General features: G+C 60.1%; 13 protein-coding genes and 2 pseudogenes. 6 read left to right on the plus strand and 9 right to left on the minus strand.

The annotated features are described in order from the left end of the window. On the plus strand, positions 1 to 320 hold a 320-nt coding region (locus IWY39_RS23660; RefSeq protein ID WP_196871746.1), incomplete at its 5' end, for an ATP-binding protein. A 362-nt stretch (positions 321 to 682) separates the two neighbouring features. Here the strand turns inward: IWY39_RS23660 and IWY39_RS23665 are convergent. From IWY39_RS23665 to IWY39_RS23685, 5 genes and pseudogenes are all read right to left on the minus strand, one after another. Continuing rightward, entirely contained in the window at positions 683 to 1,276 is a 594-nt protein-coding gene (locus tag IWY39_RS23665) for a plasmid pRiA4b ORF-3 family protein (RefSeq protein ID WP_229380777.1), read from the minus strand. Continuing rightward, positions 1,273 to 1,830 (minus strand): annotated as a pseudogene (locus IWY39_RS23670) (IS66 family transposase); the annotation flags it as partial. The gene IWY39_RS23665 and the pseudogene IWY39_RS23670, both read right to left, overlap by 4 nt. A gap of 125 nt (positions 1,831 to 1,955) precedes the next feature. Then, positions 1,956 to 2,972, minus strand: coding sequence for a tyrosine-type recombinase/integrase (locus IWY39_RS23675; RefSeq protein WP_145169984.1), 1,017 nt, complete (start codon positions 2,970 to 2,972; stop codon positions 1,956 to 1,958). Then, on the minus strand, positions 2,969 to 3,940 hold the full coding sequence (locus tag IWY39_RS23680) for a tyrosine-type recombinase/integrase (RefSeq protein ID WP_145169986.1): 972 nt from the start codon (positions 3,938 to 3,940) through the stop codon (positions 2,969 to 2,971). The genes IWY39_RS23675 and IWY39_RS23680 overlap by 4 nt, the downstream gene beginning before the upstream one ends. Continuing rightward, positions 3,937 to 5,175 (minus strand): site-specific integrase, encoded by a 1,239-nt coding sequence (locus IWY39_RS23685; RefSeq protein WP_196871299.1) that lies wholly within the window; start codon positions 5,173 to 5,175, stop codon positions 3,937 to 3,939. The genes IWY39_RS23680 and IWY39_RS23685 overlap by 4 nt, the downstream gene beginning before the upstream one ends. 800 nt (positions 5,176 to 5,975) lie before the next feature. On the opposite strand from IWY39_RS23685, the pseudogene IWY39_RS23690 reads away from it, so the two are divergent. The 3 genes and pseudogenes from IWY39_RS23690 to IWY39_RS23700 all read left to right on the plus strand — a co-directional run. Continuing rightward, positions 5,976 to 6,533: pseudogene (locus IWY39_RS23690) on the plus strand (IS66 family transposase); the annotation flags it as partial. Continuing rightward, positions 6,530 to 7,123 (plus strand): plasmid pRiA4b ORF-3 family protein, encoded by a 594-nt coding sequence (locus IWY39_RS23695; RefSeq protein WP_229380777.1) that lies wholly within the window; start codon positions 6,530 to 6,532, stop codon positions 7,121 to 7,123. The pseudogene IWY39_RS23690 and the gene IWY39_RS23695, both read left to right, overlap by 4 nt. A gap of 106 nt (positions 7,124 to 7,229) precedes the next feature. After that, entirely contained in the window at positions 7,230 to 7,415 is a 186-nt protein-coding gene (locus tag IWY39_RS23700) for a hypothetical protein (RefSeq protein WP_107126049.1), read from the plus strand. Between the two features lie 37 nt (positions 7,416 to 7,452). Here the strand turns inward: IWY39_RS23700 and tnpB are convergent, their stop codons facing one another. Beyond that, positions 7,453 to 7,809: an IS66 family insertion sequence element accessory protein TnpB gene (gene tnpB / locus IWY39_RS23705; RefSeq protein ID WP_409994392.1), complete on the minus strand. Its 357-nt coding sequence runs from the start codon at positions 7,807 to 7,809 to the stop codon at positions 7,453 to 7,455. Further along, the gene (gene tnpA / locus IWY39_RS23710) at positions 7,806 to 8,198 is read right to left on the minus strand and encodes an IS66-like element accessory protein TnpA (RefSeq protein ID WP_107126048.1); all 393 of its coding nucleotides are present in this window, start codon (positions 8,196 to 8,198) and stop codon (positions 7,806 to 7,808) included. Before tnpA ends, tnpB begins: the two co-directional genes overlap by 4 nt. Here tnpA and IWY39_RS23715 point away from each other — a divergent pair. Beyond that, complete coding sequence (locus IWY39_RS23715) at positions 8,191 to 8,580, plus strand: transposase (protein WP_196871747.1); 390 nt, start codon at positions 8,191 to 8,193, stop codon at positions 8,578 to 8,580. The genes tnpA and IWY39_RS23715 overlap by 8 nt on opposite strands. Before the next feature lie 262 nt (positions 8,581 to 8,842). Here IWY39_RS23715 and IWY39_RS23720 read toward each other — a convergent pair whose 3' ends face one another. After that, positions 8,843 to 13,066 carry a glycoside hydrolase family 99-like domain-containing protein gene (locus IWY39_RS23720; protein WP_196871748.1) on the minus strand — a complete coding sequence of 1,408 codons (4,224 nt, stop codon included), beginning with the start codon at positions 13,064 to 13,066 and terminating at the stop codon, positions 8,843 to 8,845. Positions 13,067 to 13,232: 166 nt separating this feature from the next. After that, the gene (locus IWY39_RS23725; protein ID WP_196871749.1) at positions 13,233 to 15,467 is read right to left on the minus strand and encodes a hypothetical protein; all 2,235 of its coding nucleotides are present in this window, start codon (positions 15,465 to 15,467) and stop codon (positions 13,233 to 13,235) included. Between IWY39_RS23725 and IWY39_RS23730 the strand changes: the two genes are divergently transcribed. Further along, the gene (locus IWY39_RS23730; RefSeq protein ID WP_196871750.1) at positions 15,468 to 15,875 is read left to right on the plus strand and encodes a hypothetical protein; all 408 of its coding nucleotides are present in this window, start codon (positions 15,468 to 15,470) and stop codon (positions 15,873 to 15,875) included. It begins immediately after the preceding gene. Positions 15,876 to 16,753: the final 878 nt, after the last annotated feature.

Raw genomic sequence — 16,753 nt, forward strand, 5'->3', positions numbered from 1 at the left:
CACGCGTCGTCGACAAGCTTGCCCGCGTTCAGCTGCTCATTCTGGACGACTGGGGTACCCATAGTCTCAACGATCAGCAACGCCTTGATCTGCTCGAAATCTTCGAGGAACGGTATCGCCGCAGATCCACGCTCATCACCGCCCAGCTCCCCGTGGCGGCCTGGCACGAAATGATCGGCGAGCCCACGATCGCCGATGCTATCCTCGACCGCATCGTCCACAATGCCCATCGCATCACGCTGAAAGGAGACAGCATGCGGCGACAAAAAGCTCCGCATGGCTTGACCCAGGAAGCAAATATCGAAATCACTCAACCCTGACAGCAACCAGGCATCCACTGCCTACACCAGCTGTCCCGGATTTACTGAAGCGCTTGTCCGGGATTTAGCGAAGCAGCTGTCCGACTTTTGCGAAATACGCAGTCATGGCAGACAGCGGCCACTACAGCATCGATAGCACCACCGTTCGCGCCCATGTGTCGGCAGCGGGCGGAAAAGGGGGACTCATCGACGCGCTCTTGGCCGCTCGCGGGGCGGGTTCTCCAGTAAGCTTCACTGCCTGGCTGATGCCCTCGGGCGACCGCTCGCCTTCCATCTGACAGCCGGCGAGGCGGCAGACTGCAAGGCCTATGACGCCCTGATCGGTCGTAAGCGCCGACGGAAGGTGGCGTTGACGCGGCCTGTCAGGCTTTCCGGCGTGTTCGCGGCGCCCATTTTTTCGCGAGCGCTTCCAGCCTTGCCTCGATCAGGGGGATATCGGGCTGGGCGTTGGGATCATGGTCTTCGCCGAGGGTATCGAGCGCTTCTTCATGATACTCATGCTGGGGGTCGCCGAGCGCTTCGAGCTTTTCGGCGTAACCCCATGGGCCGCCACAGTCCTCTGGAGGCCGCATGCCTACTGCGTCGAGGATGAGTGGATATGTCAGGTGCGGGCTGGCCGGGCTGACGCGCTCGATCTTGACGCTATGCTCCCAGGCGTCGCCAAAGTCATAGAGATATCGGAAGGTCTTGCGCCTCGTATCCGCCAGGACCTGGGCGAGAGTGGCCTTACGGGCATCGAGCGGCCCGTCGAAGCCATATTCAGGATCAGGGATGCCAAAGCCAGTCTGCCCGAAGCTCATTTCCCACAGGTGAGAGTCCGTCCACGAGAAGGCGGTCTGGATGACGGTGTGCAAGCGGTCCAGGCGGATATTGAGCGGCACCTCCAGCGTTCGGCTGACGGCCGGTGTGACATCGTCCAGCGCAATCTTCATCCGCACCACAGTGCCGTTGCTCACGCAGCCTTCTCCAGATCGTTGCTCAGCTTTGATGCCTGCCATTTCCACGGCAGGAAGTCATCGATCCGATTGATCGGATGGTTGCCGATGCGCTCAATGACGTCTGTGAACCACGCTTCAGGCTCGACGCCGTTGAGCCGGCATGTGCCGGCCAGGGAGTAAAATAACGCGGCCGCCTCTCCCCCCTTCATGGAGCCGACGAACATCCAGTTCCGGCGCCCGAGCGCGACACCGCGCAGGGCATTTTCCACCAGATTGTTGCTGATCTCAAGCCGACCGTCATCGCAGTAACGGATCATGGCCTGCCAGCGGTTAAGCGGATAGCGACACGCACGCGCCAGATTGCTGTCAGACGACAAGCCTCGGTTCTGGGTTTCGAGCCAGACGCGCAGCGCCTCCAGCTTCGGCACCGCCTTGATCTGGCGGATGCGTCGTCGCTCATCGGGTGGCGCGCTCTTGATGTCGCGCTCGATGGCGAAGAGCTCGGCGATCCGCACAACCGCCTCCGCCGCGATCGGTGACGGGCTCTTGTCCAAGATGTCGGTAAATTTCCGGCGCGCGTGGCTCTTATGTCGAGATCGACATAAGAGCCATTATCCAGAGCATGGTTTTATCTGGGGCCACGCGATGCTGATGTCCGGGATCGGCGAAAAAGCTCTGCGTGGACCTCGTGATAAAATCATAGGGACCGGAGGTACAAAAGCAGATCCGGCTTTGGCTTCCAAGGCGTGGCCTTTGCGGGTTCGATGCCAGCGTGCTTCCAAAAGTTCTGTAGCGCATCGCGCTTCATCTTCAGGTTCGTTAAGATATACCGGTTCGTGGTCGCGATGCTGGAATGACCGAGATAATCGCGGATCACGGTCACGTCGGTGCCTGACTGCAGGAGCGCGACGGCGCAGCTGTGGCGGAAAACGTGAGGAGTGATGCGGTCACGCGCCAACCTTGGCCGATCCTGGACGACTGGCGAGGCATGCTTGGTAAGGATGTACGCCGCTCCATCGCGGGTCAGCGGCTGGCCGTGTCGGTTCATAAAAACATGCTGCTGACCCGCGGCACCCGACAGGTTTTGCAGGCGCCGCAACGCGTCGGCCGTCTCGCGCCATAGCGGAACGAACCGCTCCTTGCGGCCCTTCCCATGTAGTCGGGCCTGGTGTGGCGGCGTCAGTTGAAGGTCCTGCCACAGCAGGCCGGTTGCTTCGCTCACTCTGGCGCCGCAATTATAGAGGAAAAGCAGCAGCGTGTAGTCGCGCCAGCCACTGCGGGTCCGCCGATCGGGATGGGCGATGATGGCCCGCACGTCGGTTGCTTCGAGGTAAGTTGCGGGCTTTTGCCTCGCCCGCTTCGACGGCAGCGCCAGCACCTGCGTGTAACGGAGGGCATTGTCGAGATCGTTGCGCAAGAGGTGCTTGAAGAAGCTGCGAAGCGCGGCACGGCGGCAGTTGCGCGTCGCGGTGGAGTTCGATCTTCCGCCCTCGAGATGATCGAGGAACCCAGCGACGGTGTCGGCATCGAGATCCTCCAGCACAAGCGCGGCGACCTCGCGGCTGCGATGCTGGGCAATGAATTGAAACAGCAGCTTGAGCGTGTCGCGATAGGCGCGCGTCGTATGTGGGCTCGCGCCGCGCTGACGCGGCAGATAGTTGGAGAAGAACGACTCCACCAGAGCGAACAGCATCTGAGGTCCGGCCTTACTCATCGTGGCTGCCGGGCGTGTCGCATATGTTGTTCGAAGCGCGTGCTCGCGAGTTCCAGGAGTTGCGGCGTCGCCTTCAGATAGACCTCGGTCCCAATGACGTTCTGGTGCCCGAGATAGGCCGAAAGCCAAGGGAGCTTGGCGTGAATGTCAGCACCTTCCTCCGCCCATGCCGTCAGGCGGTGAACCGCGAATGCATGCCGAAACTCATATGGACGCGCTCCGACGCGCCCTTGCGCAGGCTTGATATCGAGGCGGCGCAGGAGCTTGCGAATAGCTTCGGACGCAGCGTGGGTATGGAGTGGCGCGCCGTTGAGGCGAACGAACAGCGCTTCGGAATCCACTTGACCACGATCGTGAAGTAACCGGCATCGATCATCGACATAGAGGCGAAGCTCTGCGACAAGATCGTCGCGCATGGGGACGATCCGCGTACGCCGTTTGCTGTTGCGGATGAGCAAGGTCCCACGGTCGAGATCGACATCATCCATGGTCAGACGCACCGCCTCGCCGAGCCTGAGGCCGGTGCAGTAAAGCACGAGAATCAGCCTTCGCAGCATCGATGCCCATATGAAGCGGCCTTGGTGCGCTGACGCGGCGGCGAGAATGCAGCGGATCTCGTCGCGGCTGAAAATATAAGGAAAGAACGTCGACTCCTTCACCGGCGCAAAGGCGTGCTCGGGCACATAGCTGGTGGGATCGCGACGACGGCGATGCAGGCAAAGTTGACGAATGACCCCGAACTCATTGCCGAGCGTGACGGCCTTGCGGTCGGGCAAGCGGCCACACCAGCGGCTAATCGCTTCGGCCAGCGGAATATCGACATCGTCGCCCCACTGGTCTTCGACGAAGCGAAGGAAGCGTTCGATCTCAAACTCGCCGCGTCGATAGGGATGGCCCATGGCGCGCTTGAATGCCAGAAAGCTCGCGGCGTCGTTCCTCAACTCTTCCAGGACGACGACGGTGGTCATGTTGGCACCGGCAATGCGATCTCGCGCAGGGATGCGGTGGCGATCCGCACATAGGCCGAGACCGACTCTGGATCCCGGTGACCAAGGAGATCCGATACCACCTGGGGCCGCGCACCAAGGTCGATCTGGCGCGCCGCGTGAGAGTGTCGCAAGACATGGCTGCCCAGAAATGGCGCATCGATCCCCGCGATCTTCGCATGCTTCATCAAGATGTGGCGTATCGCGCTCGAAGCGACGAATGGCTCCAGCGGCATCTTCATCTGCACGAAAAGATGGCGGGTGGGTGTATCAGCGGGCCGGCCGTGGCGTAGATACTCTGCCAGCGCCTTGGCGACGGGTGGCAACAGCGGCAGCGTGAATGCGACGCCCGTCTTTGGGCGAAGGACTGACAGCGTGCCGCTATCCCAGTCAATATCCTGAAACTGCAAGCGGATGATCTCGCCGGCGCCAAAGCCATAGGTGCTCATCATCAGCAGGATCGCGTAGTCGCGAAGGCCCGACGGACTCGATCTGTCCACGGCCATCAGGAGCCGCTTCACATCGTCCCAGGAAAGGGACCGTCTCGGTCGCTCGTGCCGTCGTTGCACGGGCGCGATCACGGCCTCGCTGATATCGACCGGGCTCTGGCCACTCCAGTGCAGGAAACGGGAAAAGCAGCGTACCGTGCAAGCGAGATCGCTCACATGCGATCGGGAATATCGCGCGGCGCAGCCAACCAGAAATGCGTCGACATCGGTTAGCTGCATCGAGTGCCAGTCCTTGCCGGCCTGGATCAAATGATCCTGAAGTCTGCCGATGTGGCCCAGCTTCTTGTGAACCGTCACCTCTGGATTACCGCGGTGCTGGGTCAGATAGGCGGCATATTGCGCGAGCAACGGCGTCAGCAGAGCCTTCACCGGACGAGGCGGTCGCCAGTCAGGTGGGGCAAGCCCCAAGCGATGATAGACACGGCTGAGCGACAGCAGGGCGGTGCTGGAAAGGCGGAGAGAAAGCGGGTCGAGACCCCGTCGCTTCGCATACCAGTCTATGAACCGGCCAACTCGTTCGAGGGTCAACTCTTCTCGCTCGACCAAGCCGTGCAAGGCGCAATAGGTACGAAACTGCTGGATGCGGTTCAGATAGACAATCGTTGTTCCTGCCCCAAGCCGCCGCTCCGCGCTCCAGATGCGGCGGATATCGTCGGGGGTGGGCGCGGCAGGGTCGGCTGCGGCGATATGATCGACATGTATGGGCATGGCTTTACCTCGATCGGCAAAGCGTAGCTCGCGATGAACGCGTGATCACGCCCCGCATCGTGTTGGCAAGAGCCACCGGCGGCGTCGCCACTGCCAATCCTCTGGATAGGCCGGAATCCCAGGGGCGCCGGAATGCAGTGCAACAGCTGCGGGGAAAGAGCTCGGCGAAGCATTGCAAGGGCCGGAACGTCACCCACCGGCAAGCCCGGCCTTGCCAGCTGGGGCGCCATCACTTCAACGGCGGCAACGGATCTGCGCACCGCGACCACACGGCGGCGAAGCCAGCGCACCGCGCCTGGAAGGCAAATATCGGGCCCGCGTGCTGCGTCTGCGGCGGCTTCCATGCTCCGCGCCGACGCGGCGATCCCAGCGCTGCGATCAATCGCGGCAAGCGAACCGGGCAGGCGAGCGGCGAGAAAATCCGGGAGCAAGCTGAATGTTATGCGCCCTTGTGGGCAATAGCAGCGAGCGATCCGTACACCCGGGCTGGTCAGGCGCGCATAACTGCCGTGACGCCGAAATGCACAGCCACCGTTCGGGTGGAGCGGGCAGCGCGACAGTCGCGCGCGCCGCCACTCCTGTGTGGCGACATAGTCCTCGATCGTCGACCTGGTACGCAATGGTATCTGCAACTTCGCCCCCGCACGCGGCGGCCGCCAACAGCAAGGTCGCGGCTTTTATCTGGAGCCCAGCGCGCCGAAATCTCCGGCAAGCACGGACTATATCCCAAAATACCCCAGATAAAACCATGCTCTGGATAATGGCTCTTATGTCGAGATCGACATAAGAGCCACGCGCGCCGGAAATTTACCGACATCTTGGACAAGAGCCCGTCACCGATCGCGGCGGAGGCGGTTGTGCGGATCGCCGAGCTCTTCGCCATCGAGCGCGACATCAAGAGCGCGCCACCCGATGAGCGACGACGCATCCGCCAGATCAAGGCGGTGCCGAAGCTGGAGGCGCTGCGCGTCTGGCTCGAAACCCAGAACCGAGGCTTGTCGTCTGACAGCAATCTGGCGCGTGCGTGTCGCTATCCGCTTAACCGCTGGCAGGCCATGATCCGTTACTGCGATGACGGTCGGCTTGAGATCAGCAACAATCTGGTGGAAAATGCCCTGCGCGGTGTCGCGCTCGGGCGCCGGAACTGGATGTTCGTCGGCTCCATGAAGGGGGGAGAGGCGGCCGCGTTATTTTACTCCCTGGCCGGCACATGCCGGCTCAACGGCGTCGAGCCTGAAGCGTGGTTCACAGACGTCATTGAGCGCATCGGCAACCATCCGATCAATCGGATCGATGACTTCCTGCCGTGGAAATGGCAGGCATCAAAGCTGAGCAACGATCTGGAGAAGGCTGCGTGAGCAACGGCACTGTGGTGCGGATGAAGATTGCGCTGGACGATGTCACACCGGCCGTCAGCCGAACGCTGGAGGTGCCGCTCAATATCCGCCTGGACCGCTTGCACACCGTCATCCAGACCGCCTTCTCGTGGACGGACTCTCACCTGTGGGAAATGAGCTTCGGGCAGACTGGCTTTGGCATCCCTGATCCTGAATATGGCTTCGACGGGCCGCTCGATGCCCGTAAGGCCACTCTCGCCCAGGTCCTGGCGGATACGAGGCGCAAGACCTTCCGATATCTCTATGACTTTGGCGACGCCTGGGAGCATAGCGTCAAGATCGAGCGCGTCAGCCCGGCCAGCCCGCACCTGACATATCCACTCATCCTCGACGCAGTAGGCATGCGGCCTCCAGAGGACTGTGGCGGCCCATGGGGTTACGCCGAAAAGCTCGAAGCGCTCGGCGACCCCCAGCATGAGTATCATGAAGAAGCGCTCGATACCCTCGGCGAAGACCATGATCCCAACGCCCAGCCCGATATCCCCCTGATCGAGGCAAGGCTGGAAGCGCTCGCGAAAAAATGGGCGCCGCGAACACGCCGGAAAGCCTGACAGGCCGCGTCAACGCCACCTTCCGTCGGCGCTTACGCCGCAGCTGGGCGATATCCATTTTCTCTGAGCTACGACCGAACTGGACGCGCAGCAGCCGCGCGACGCGATGCTCGAGCTTTTCGATCCGCAAGGTCTGGGCTTTGACCGTGGCTTCCGCGGCCCTCCGTTCGGCCCGTTCCTGCTCCATGGCATCGGCCATCTCCAGCAGCATTTTCTGCAGGAGGACTGGGTCTGTGGGAAGGCGATCAAGGGCGAACCGCATGCCACCGATAATAGCCCAAGCCCACGGTAAATCCTACATAAAATGGCGGCTTTCCTGATCTTTTTGGCTATGCGAGCCTCGGCGTGATGACCTCGTCGTGGACGATCGCCTGCTTCCAGTTCATGCCTTCGAGCAACATCGCAAGCTGGGCTGCCGACAGCCGCAGCGCACCCTCATGGGCACGTGGCCAAACAAACTTTCCGCGCTCGAGACGCTTCGCATACACGCATAGCCCTGAGCCGTCCCAGACCAGAGCCTTCAACCTGTCGCCCCTTTTCCCGCGGAACAGGAAAACCGCCCCCGAGAAGGGATCAAGCTGAAGAATATTGCGCACCTGCGCCGACAGCCCATCAAACCCCTTGCGCATGTCGCACGGCGCCAGCGACAGATAGATTTTCGTCGAAGGCGGGAAAGCCAGGCTCAATGATCCAGCTCCCGCAAGACATCGAGCACCTGTTTCAGGGCGGCCCGATCGACCTCGCCATCAACCAACACCGTCAGGCCGCACCGCCCTCGAACCTCAATCCGCCCTGGCTGCCGAGCTTTGGCCGACGGAGAAGACGATGCCAGTTCGACAGGCACGAAGCCCGCCATCGCCCCGCGAAGCAGCTGCTTGCGCCAGGTATAAAGCTGGCCTGTTCCAACGCTGTGCCGCCGAGCCACGGCCGAGACGATCGCCCCCGGCACCGTCGTCTCCTTCAGGATCGCCAGCTTCTCCTCGTCGCTCCAGTTCCGACGCCGCTCCACCCGTACAAGCGCTCCGCCATCACCGCGACCGCTCATACGAGGCTCGTTTGACTGCTCGATGTCCATGCTCACACCTCCTCAAAGGCCGCGAGCTTTCCTATTCCGATGCCGGCAACAAGGCCGCCTTCCGTCGGCGCTTACGATCGGTCTGCCCGAACGCGCACCCGATGCTCTGCTCGCCGACAAGGGCTACGATGCCGATGCGATCCGCGCCAACCTCGCCGAACGAAAGATCGAAGCCGTCATCCCCGGCCGTTCAAACCGACGGGTGAAAATCGAGCATAACCGCACGCTCTACAAGCAGCGCAATCGCATCGAGCGTATGTTCGGCCATCTCAAGATTAACCGCGCTATCGCCACCCGCTATGACCAACTGGCAAACAGCTTCCTCGGCATGGTCCATCTCGCCACCATCAGATACTGGCTCAAATTTGTCCACGCGGCCTAATTCATAACTATCCGATGATATTTCATAGCCTTACGATGGGACGGGCGAATAGCTGGATGGTATCTATGGAACAACCACGCGGTTGCCGATGCGATGGTCTGTTCAAAGTCCTAGGCGCGGCTCGCCCGCTGTCTCCAATCTGAGCAGAAATACGCTCTGTTTGCGAGCAGGGCACGCGACGTTTGCAAGCGCATACACATAGCCCTGCGACGCAATCACCATCATGATGCCCTCGCTTCGAAGCAGAACGCACAGCGCTTATTTATAGAGGTGCCTTGGTGGCGCACCTTGCCGCGCTGCGCAATATAGTCATTTCAGGTCCATCAAATGCCTGTTTTACCAGAGCTGCATAATCGGGATAGCGTTTGGTGACGACATCGACCCCGGCTTTTACCAAGGCTGCCTTCTCACCTTTAAAGCTAGCCGTGCGCACATGATAGACAAAGGACCAAGGCGAAACTAGATTCAGCCATCCGGCTTTGAGCGCCCGCATGCAAAAGTCATTTTCCTCACCATAGCCGCGCGGGAATCCTTCATGGTCGAACAACCCTTGCTCGTCGATCAGCGCGCGGCGGATAAACATGCAAAATCCTGACCCGGTAGGGACTTCAGGCGGAGTGCAGCCTTGCGTCGCTTGGGTCATCAACAGGGCATATTCCTCATGACTGAGATGATCGGGCTTGTGACATGTCTCGTTGAACGTGGGGAAGGAAAAGGCGCCTGCATTGTCGCTCATGGCGGTGACCGTCGCCACCTTCTCGCGACTATACGCTGCAGCACGCAACCCTTCGAGCCATTTGGGCGTGACGATAGTGTCGGAATTAAGGAGAACGATATCGTCGGATCCCGCCTCGACAATGGCTGCATTGATGGTTTTCGTGTAGCCCATGTTGGCTGCGTTGCGGCGAATAGTCACACCCGGAATTTGGCTGAACGAGGCCAAGATTGGGGTCACGGCAGGGTCTGGGCTCCCATCGTCAATGACGACTATTTGATTGCGTGCAAGGTCGGTGTGGCGAATGACCGAAGCGATGCAGTTGCGCACCTCGTCGGGAGCGTTATAGACCGGAATTACAACTGTAGTGCGGGGCACGTGACCAAGGCGGACGGTTGTGGGAACGAGGGGTTGGCTGCGCGGGGATTCTAGAACCGACTGACCGCGCATGGGCTGGTTGAAGATTTGCTCATAGCTTTGAGCCAAGGCCGTGCGCAAACTGTCCTGCGAAAAGTAGGTGGCAATGAAAGCGCGGCCTGCCTCACCCATTGCTATGATGCGATCTGACGCCTGACACATTGTGGCGACCGCTTCGACGACGCCATCAATGTCACGATAGGGCACCAGAAAGCCGGACTCGCCATGTTGCACCAATTCATGAAGAGCTCCCCAATCATAGGCAATGACAGGCCGGCGCGCCGCCATGCCTTCCGCCAAGGTGCGGCCGAATGACTCGGCGAAATGCGACAGGTTCAGCAGAACGTTGAGTTCCGACATCGCCTTGCGCGGAGTTTCACGATAACCAAGAAAGGCAATGTTGTCCGGGCGTTCGCCGCGCTTAACCTCACTTTCCCAAAGTGCAATCTGTGGATTGTGCGGTCCCACCACTACGAAGCGCGCCCGTGGCACGCGTGTCGCGGCGCGGCGGGCGACCTCGACGAAATCAGCCACGCCCTTCTTTGGAATGTTCGAGCTTACGATGCCGAACTTGATAATGTTGCCGAATTTATTGCTCATGTCGAATTCTGACAAACATACGGCATTGGGCACGTAGAGCGTACGGTCACCCTTGGAAAAAAGCGCGCAGGTCGCCTTTGAATTGCCTATTATCCAGTCTGCGCGCTTGAACACTTCCGTCACAATGTCGCTTATGGTCAACCCTATGCGATCGCGCAGCGGCTCATCAAGCGAGATCAATTCGCGCGAATGGATCAGCGTCTGCCGCCCCATCCGTTGCGCCGCCAGCAACGGTTCCCACAGCACGATGGTATTGGCGTGAACTATGTCTACCCCATGCCGCGCAATGATGTCGGCAAAACTATGGGACAGCCAGCCATATGGCTCGCGATTGTCTAACCATTGTGGATAAGGAAGGACATAAGCTCCGATGCAACGTTTGGTGATCTCATCCAAATACGCCTTGTTGTTGCCCGACGGTAGCGTCACCACGACATTGAGCGGTAGAGTCGACAGTGCGTCCAGAACGTCCAGAAGGCTGCGCTCGCCACCGAACAGATGATGGCCCGAAATATGCGCGCACAACAACACTGTGGGCAGGCTTGTGTCCTGCTTCCTAGCGCCTTCATGCCAAGCAGGCGGGAAGATCGCAGCACCGTTTTGGCCTAACGGGGATCCGATCCGCGCAAGCGCGGTCTGGATTTGGGGTTGCAGCGCCGTGCCCTTGGCCATCGGCACCGTCCTGATCCCCGGAACCGCTTGGACGCCAGAAGCGAAGGCTTCTAGATTTGACGTGCCCCAGCGCTGGTCAGGTTCCAGATAGGTGCCTTCGGCCCACTCGTTCCATGCATTGATGAACATCAGGCTTTCCGGACCGGGGTTGAACCTGGTCTCTTGTTCTAGGATTGTCTTGACCCAGCGGCGAAAACCATAGGGTGTCGCGCCGTGGAAGATGCGTGAGTCTGTCAGCCGACGGGCGGTATTGTCCCAGCCAAGCATTGCTCCTCGATGCACTGGCCAGTCATAGCCGCCAGCATATTTCTCGATATCGCCGTCCACCACAGCGGTGTAATCGAAAATCTCGCCACCAAAATCCTTATGCAGATCATGCACCTTCCCACGGAGATCCTTGCGCGGAGCTTCATGGGGGGGGAACAGCACATAGCTGTCTAGGCCATGCTCTTGCGGCTGCCCCTGCAATGGCTCCAAACCAAAACGGACGGCGCATAAGTGAATTTCACCCAAGCCCGCCGCCCGGCATTCCGCGCGCCAGATTCGCGCCGTTTCCAGCCAGTTGGGAATGATCGAGATGCGATAGACCAGCATGACGGGCTTGCCGTTGTAACGGATCCAGCGCGGGTCCTTCATCATCGGGATCAACTCGCGCATCAGTGCGATGTTGCTCTCCAGCGAATAATCCTGCTTCATCAGGACATGGCGGTTCTGGCCATCCCAGTTGCGCGACCAGTTCTCATTGGCCCAACAGACGCAAAAACCCGCATCGGTGCGGGTGGATCGCGCCATCTGCTCGATCGGCTGATTGAGTAATTTCTTGCCGTTGAACCAATAATAATAATAGCAGAAACCATGAATACCGAATTGCCGGGCTAAATCGGCCTGTGCCGCCTGAGTATCTTCTAGCCGAAGGTCATAATAGCCCAAATCTGCGGGCACGCGCGGTTGATAATGGTTGCGGAACAATTGCTTGCCGCGCACCACATTGGTCCATTCGGTAAAGCCCTTGCCCCACCATTTGTCATTTTCCGCGATCGGGTGGAACTGGGGTAGGTAGAATGCGACAGCCTTGACCTGCCTTTCGGCGACCGTGGCGGGCGTTGTCGCTTGCAATGTTGCCGGGGGCGCTGAAGGGAGCGCCAGACGTGTAGCCATAGCGCCTTCGCGCGCTATGGCGGCTAGCATGGCGAGTACCGTAGCGCGGCCTGGAAATCCGCCTTGGCCTTCGGCCTTCATTTCGAACGGGCGTACGCTAGGGCCAAGTGCGCGTAGCAGGAGGGGGCGCAGCCAAATGGCTGAGCCGACAGGAAAGGACAGAGGGATGTCGGAAAGCTCTAGACCGAGCCGGGGCAGAGCGGTGCGGAGGGCGGTTAGCAGGGATTTGCGGGCTTCGCACGGCGCCTTGGGGTCCAGAACCTCGATCGCACCAGCTGCACAGCCCCAATCGGCATCGGCATGAAAGGGCGCAGCCTTCGCGGCGACGTTTGGATTTTCACCTTCGACGGCTTCCTCAGGTGATATCCAGAGCAGGGTGTCATAAGGGGCAAAGACGTTCGAGGCGGCGGTTCGCACGAAGCCTTGCGCATTGCCCGCAGCATCTGCGGGGCCAAGCAACGTGATCGATCGAACGGACGCTGGCATCGCCGAAAAATCGAGCGTGTCAGGCCCCAGCAAGAACAGGTCGTGCGCGGTTTCGCCGAGCTTGGCGAGTGCCTCCAGACCCTTGGACCAGCTAGACATATCGGCGGCGTTGATTACCACGGCCAGTGGTGCCATCGGTTCCAGCCCGCGTTGCATAAAGGCATCTGTGCCAAGCCGCCAAACCCAGTGCGCTTGGGTGGGCGCGCTGGCGGGATAGGAAATCTGGTCGGGCGTGCGGGCAACATCGGTTCCCGCTGCATCCTGCTGTTCCATCCCTGGCAGCGGAAATCGTCCTTCTTTCCTTCCATGACGCAGATAATGAGCAAGCGCGGACATCCGGGCAGCGGTCACATCGGGATAGCGTGCAAGATAGAAGCGACTGTCAAAGTTAGGGCCAGGGCTGCGCTTCATCGCAATGCCGAAGCGGGCGAAGTGCATCAGGGGGTCTAACCCGCTCCTATCCACGTCGTGATAGGTGCTACGATACCAGTCAGCATCGAACAGTCCCGATGTGGCGATTTCCTCGGCAAGGGTATGTTGATCTAGCATGGCAGAATTCCGGGAGGTTGAGGTAGCGCATCAGGTGGTGAAGATGATCGTCGGTTCAGTTCTCAGGCGGGTTCGCCTTGGGCAATGTCGCCATGAACCGGGCCAGATCGGGCAAGGGGTGGCGACCTTCCGCGCGCCCGTGCTGAATATAATGGATGGCGGGGTCTTCGCCTGCTTGCGTAACGTCCGGATGCGCCAGGCCATACCATTGGGCATCGAACATGCCCGATTCCCTTAGCAGGGCCGCTTTGCGCGCCAGTTGACGCTTGCCGCTTATCCAACGGCGTTCTGGCCGGATCAGAATGGCGTTGATCGCATGGTCGATCCGCTCGGATAGGGATCGCCCTTCCTCGGTCAGATGCATCAGATGGTCAATTCTCATTTCACGCTGCGCTAGGCTTTGGGTGAGATCCATGATCCTGGCTTGCCGTTCGGTCTCCGCGACATCGGCGGCGTGGCGGACGGCCTCCAATGCGGCCCGGTCTTCCGCCTGCGCCCGACGCGTATGCTCTAGTTCGGCATCTGCGGTTTCCAGCGCCTGCCGGGTCGCTGCCAGCGCCACGGCGGTTTCCTCGGCTTCTCGCTGGCGTTGATGCAGGGCGCCCTGGGTTTCCAACAACAGATGTTGCAGGTTTTGCCGTTCGGTTCCGATCGTGGCCAACGCCTTTTCGTTCGCAATTAAATCTTGCCTCAGACGCGCAATAGCTGCGGTGGATTGAACCGCCTCCTGCTTCATGGTTTTCATGGCGTCGTTCAGAGAGGTAAAGGCGCTTTCGACGGAATGAATATGCGCGGTCTGAGCCGCGATCATTTCCTCGCGATCTATCAGGACCTGCGTCAGATCCGCGACTTCATCATAACGTTCGGCCTCGGCCGCCTGCGCCACCGTGGCGGTCTGGCGTGCGGCTTCTAGAGCGGCGCGGTCATCTACCTGCATTTGTCGCAGCTCATTCAACTCAGTCTGCGCGGCTTTCAGTTCCTGACGGATTTCAGCGAGGGCGGCGGCGGTTTCCTCGGTTTCAAGCTGTCGTTGGCGCAGCGCGCTTTGGGTTTCGGACAAACTGTGCTGAAGAGTCTGTCGTGCAGCCTTGGATTTGTCGAGTTCGGTTTCATTGGCTTCTAGGCTGGCTGTCAAAGCCTTAACCTGTGCCATATGGGCTTGCTCATAATCGGCTTGCTGGACGGCGGCCTGTGCCAATTGGTTTGCTTGCTCGCGATTTTGAGCAGTAATTTCGGCTATTTCCCTCGCCAGATGGGACTGAGCCGCGTCCGATGCATCCAGCTTTCTAGTCAGATCGGCCAATTCCGCTCTCAAATCCTCTGCCTGTTTGAGAGCTGCCGACTGCTCAAGCTTGCTCTGTCGGCGTGCATGCTCCAGCGCATCGGTCAGGGTCTTTTTCTCGGCGGTCAGAGCGGTGACGGCATCGCCGCGCTTGCTCGCTTCGCCGCGTAGATTGGCCAGTTCCTTGTCAGTGGCCTCGGCCGCGACCTTATGCGCTTCTGCCTGACTGGCGGCGGTTTCTTGCGCGTTTGCCAGAGCATCGCGCAATTTCTTAATCTCGGCCCGGAGTGCCTCGCCTTCTTCCGCTTGAGCGGTCTTTTGCGCTGCCAGCGCATCGGTCAGGGTCTTTTTCTCGGCGGTCAGAGCGGTGACGGCATCGCCGCGCTTGCCCGCTTCGCCGCGTAGATTGGCCAGTTCCTTGTCAGTGGCCTCGGCCGCGACCTTATGCGCTTCTGCCTGACTGGCGGCGGTTTCTTGCGCGTTTGCCAGAGCATCGCGCAATTTCTTAATCTCGGCCCGGAGTGCCTCGCCTTCTTCCGCTTGAGCGGTCTTTTGCGCTGCCAGCGCATCGGTCAGGGTCTTTTTCTCGGCGGTCAGAGCGGTGACGGCATCGCCGCGCTTGCCCGCTTCGCCGCGTAGATTGGCCAGTTCCTTGTCAGTGGCCTCGGCCGCGACCTTATGCGCTTCTGCCTGACTGGCGGCGGTTTCTTGCGCGTTTGCCAGAGCATCGCGCAATTTCTTAATCTCGGCCCGGAGTGCCTCGCCTTCTTCCACTTGAGCGGTCTTTTGCGCTGCCAGCGCATCGGTCAGGGTCTTTTTCTCGGCGGTCAGAGCGGTGACGGCATCGCCGCGCTTGCCCGCTTCGCCGCGTAGATTGGCCAGTTCCTTGTCAGTGGCCTCGGCCGCGACCTTATGCGCTTCTGCCTGACTGGCGGCGGTTTCTTGCGCGTTTGCCAGAGCATCGCGCAATTTCTTAATCTCGGCCCGGAGTGCCTCGCCTTCTTCCACTTGAGCGGTCTTTTGCGCTGCCAGCGCATCGGTCAGGGTCTTTTTCTCGGCGGTCAGAGCGGTGACGGCATCGCCGCGCTTGCCCGCTTCGCCGCGCAAATAGGCCAGTTCCTTGTCACGCGCGGACATGTCGATGGCCTGCTGACTCAGGCTTGTCACAACCTCGCGCAGCGGCATGGCGAGATTATCCATCGTGGCGCGCATAGCATCGAGCGCGGGCCAGTCCGCCTTGTCTTCTCCAGTCTCGCTCCAGCGTTCGAAAATGGCGTTGACCTCGGTCAGCCAGGTGCGGAAAGCCTGATCCGTCTGGAATGCTGCGGATGGTTCCGCTTTGTGGTGCCGCAATGCTGGCGACATGAAAGCGTCGATCTCTGCCGCTACCTTTTCCGACAAGCGCGGCCAGACTAAGCTCAACGGTTGCTGGATCGCAGCCATGGTCTGGCTTGGCGCGGTCATCAGTCGGTCATAATTCACCACCACCCTGGCCATGCCCCGGCTGCCATATTCGGCCTCCAGCATATTGCGCAGCCAGATCAAGGCAGATTCCGCCCCGGTCATTCCATCGCGCTTGGCCAGCGATGCTGCGACCTCGACGGGATGGCGCAAAGTTATGACCACATAGGGTTCGGCATTGGCTGCCTCCAGAAGTCGGCGCCAGAATGGTACGATCCGGGTGATACGAGGATCTTTGAAAACAAAGAATCTTGATGCGCCGAATTCGGATTTCAGTAGTTCCAGGCCTTGTTCCAGATGTTCTGCAAGGCGCGGCGTCTGGTACCAGCCCGGATTAAAGGCCTGCCAGTCTCGCCAGTCCGATCCTGCCGAGGCCAGAAGCTTGTCGTTGAAGATGCGCAACACATCGGATTCCCAATAGCCGCTTTCATTATGCTCGTTCGGACCCATCAACGTCTTTGCCACATCGCAGCCCAGTAGGTTCAGCACGCGGGTAATAGCGCTTGATCCCGTGCGGTGCATCGCCAGCACCACAATGGCTTGGCGCTCCGGAATAGGGCGGCTGCTGGCCCCCTCAGACATTGCGACTTCTGGGAGCGCCAATGCTGCTCCGCCGACGGGCTTGGCGCTTGTCATGCCGCCTTTGCGTACAGCCCTATCCGTCATCGCCATTCCTAGACTTTCCTTCTTTCACCCATGCGCCTTGTCGGATGCAGCGCTCACTGTGCCTGCCTGAGGCGAAATCCGAACAAATCGGACTGGATTGAACTCATCCATCTTTCGTTTTGGATGTTTCAAACCAACAGCGATGCTAATTGTCATCAAAACGCCCC

It is taken from the genome of Sphingobium sp. JAI105 (genome assembly GCF_015752145.1).
In the GTDB taxonomy this organism is placed as follows: domain Bacteria; phylum Pseudomonadota; class Alphaproteobacteria; order Sphingomonadales; family Sphingomonadaceae; genus Sphingobium; species Sphingobium xenophagum.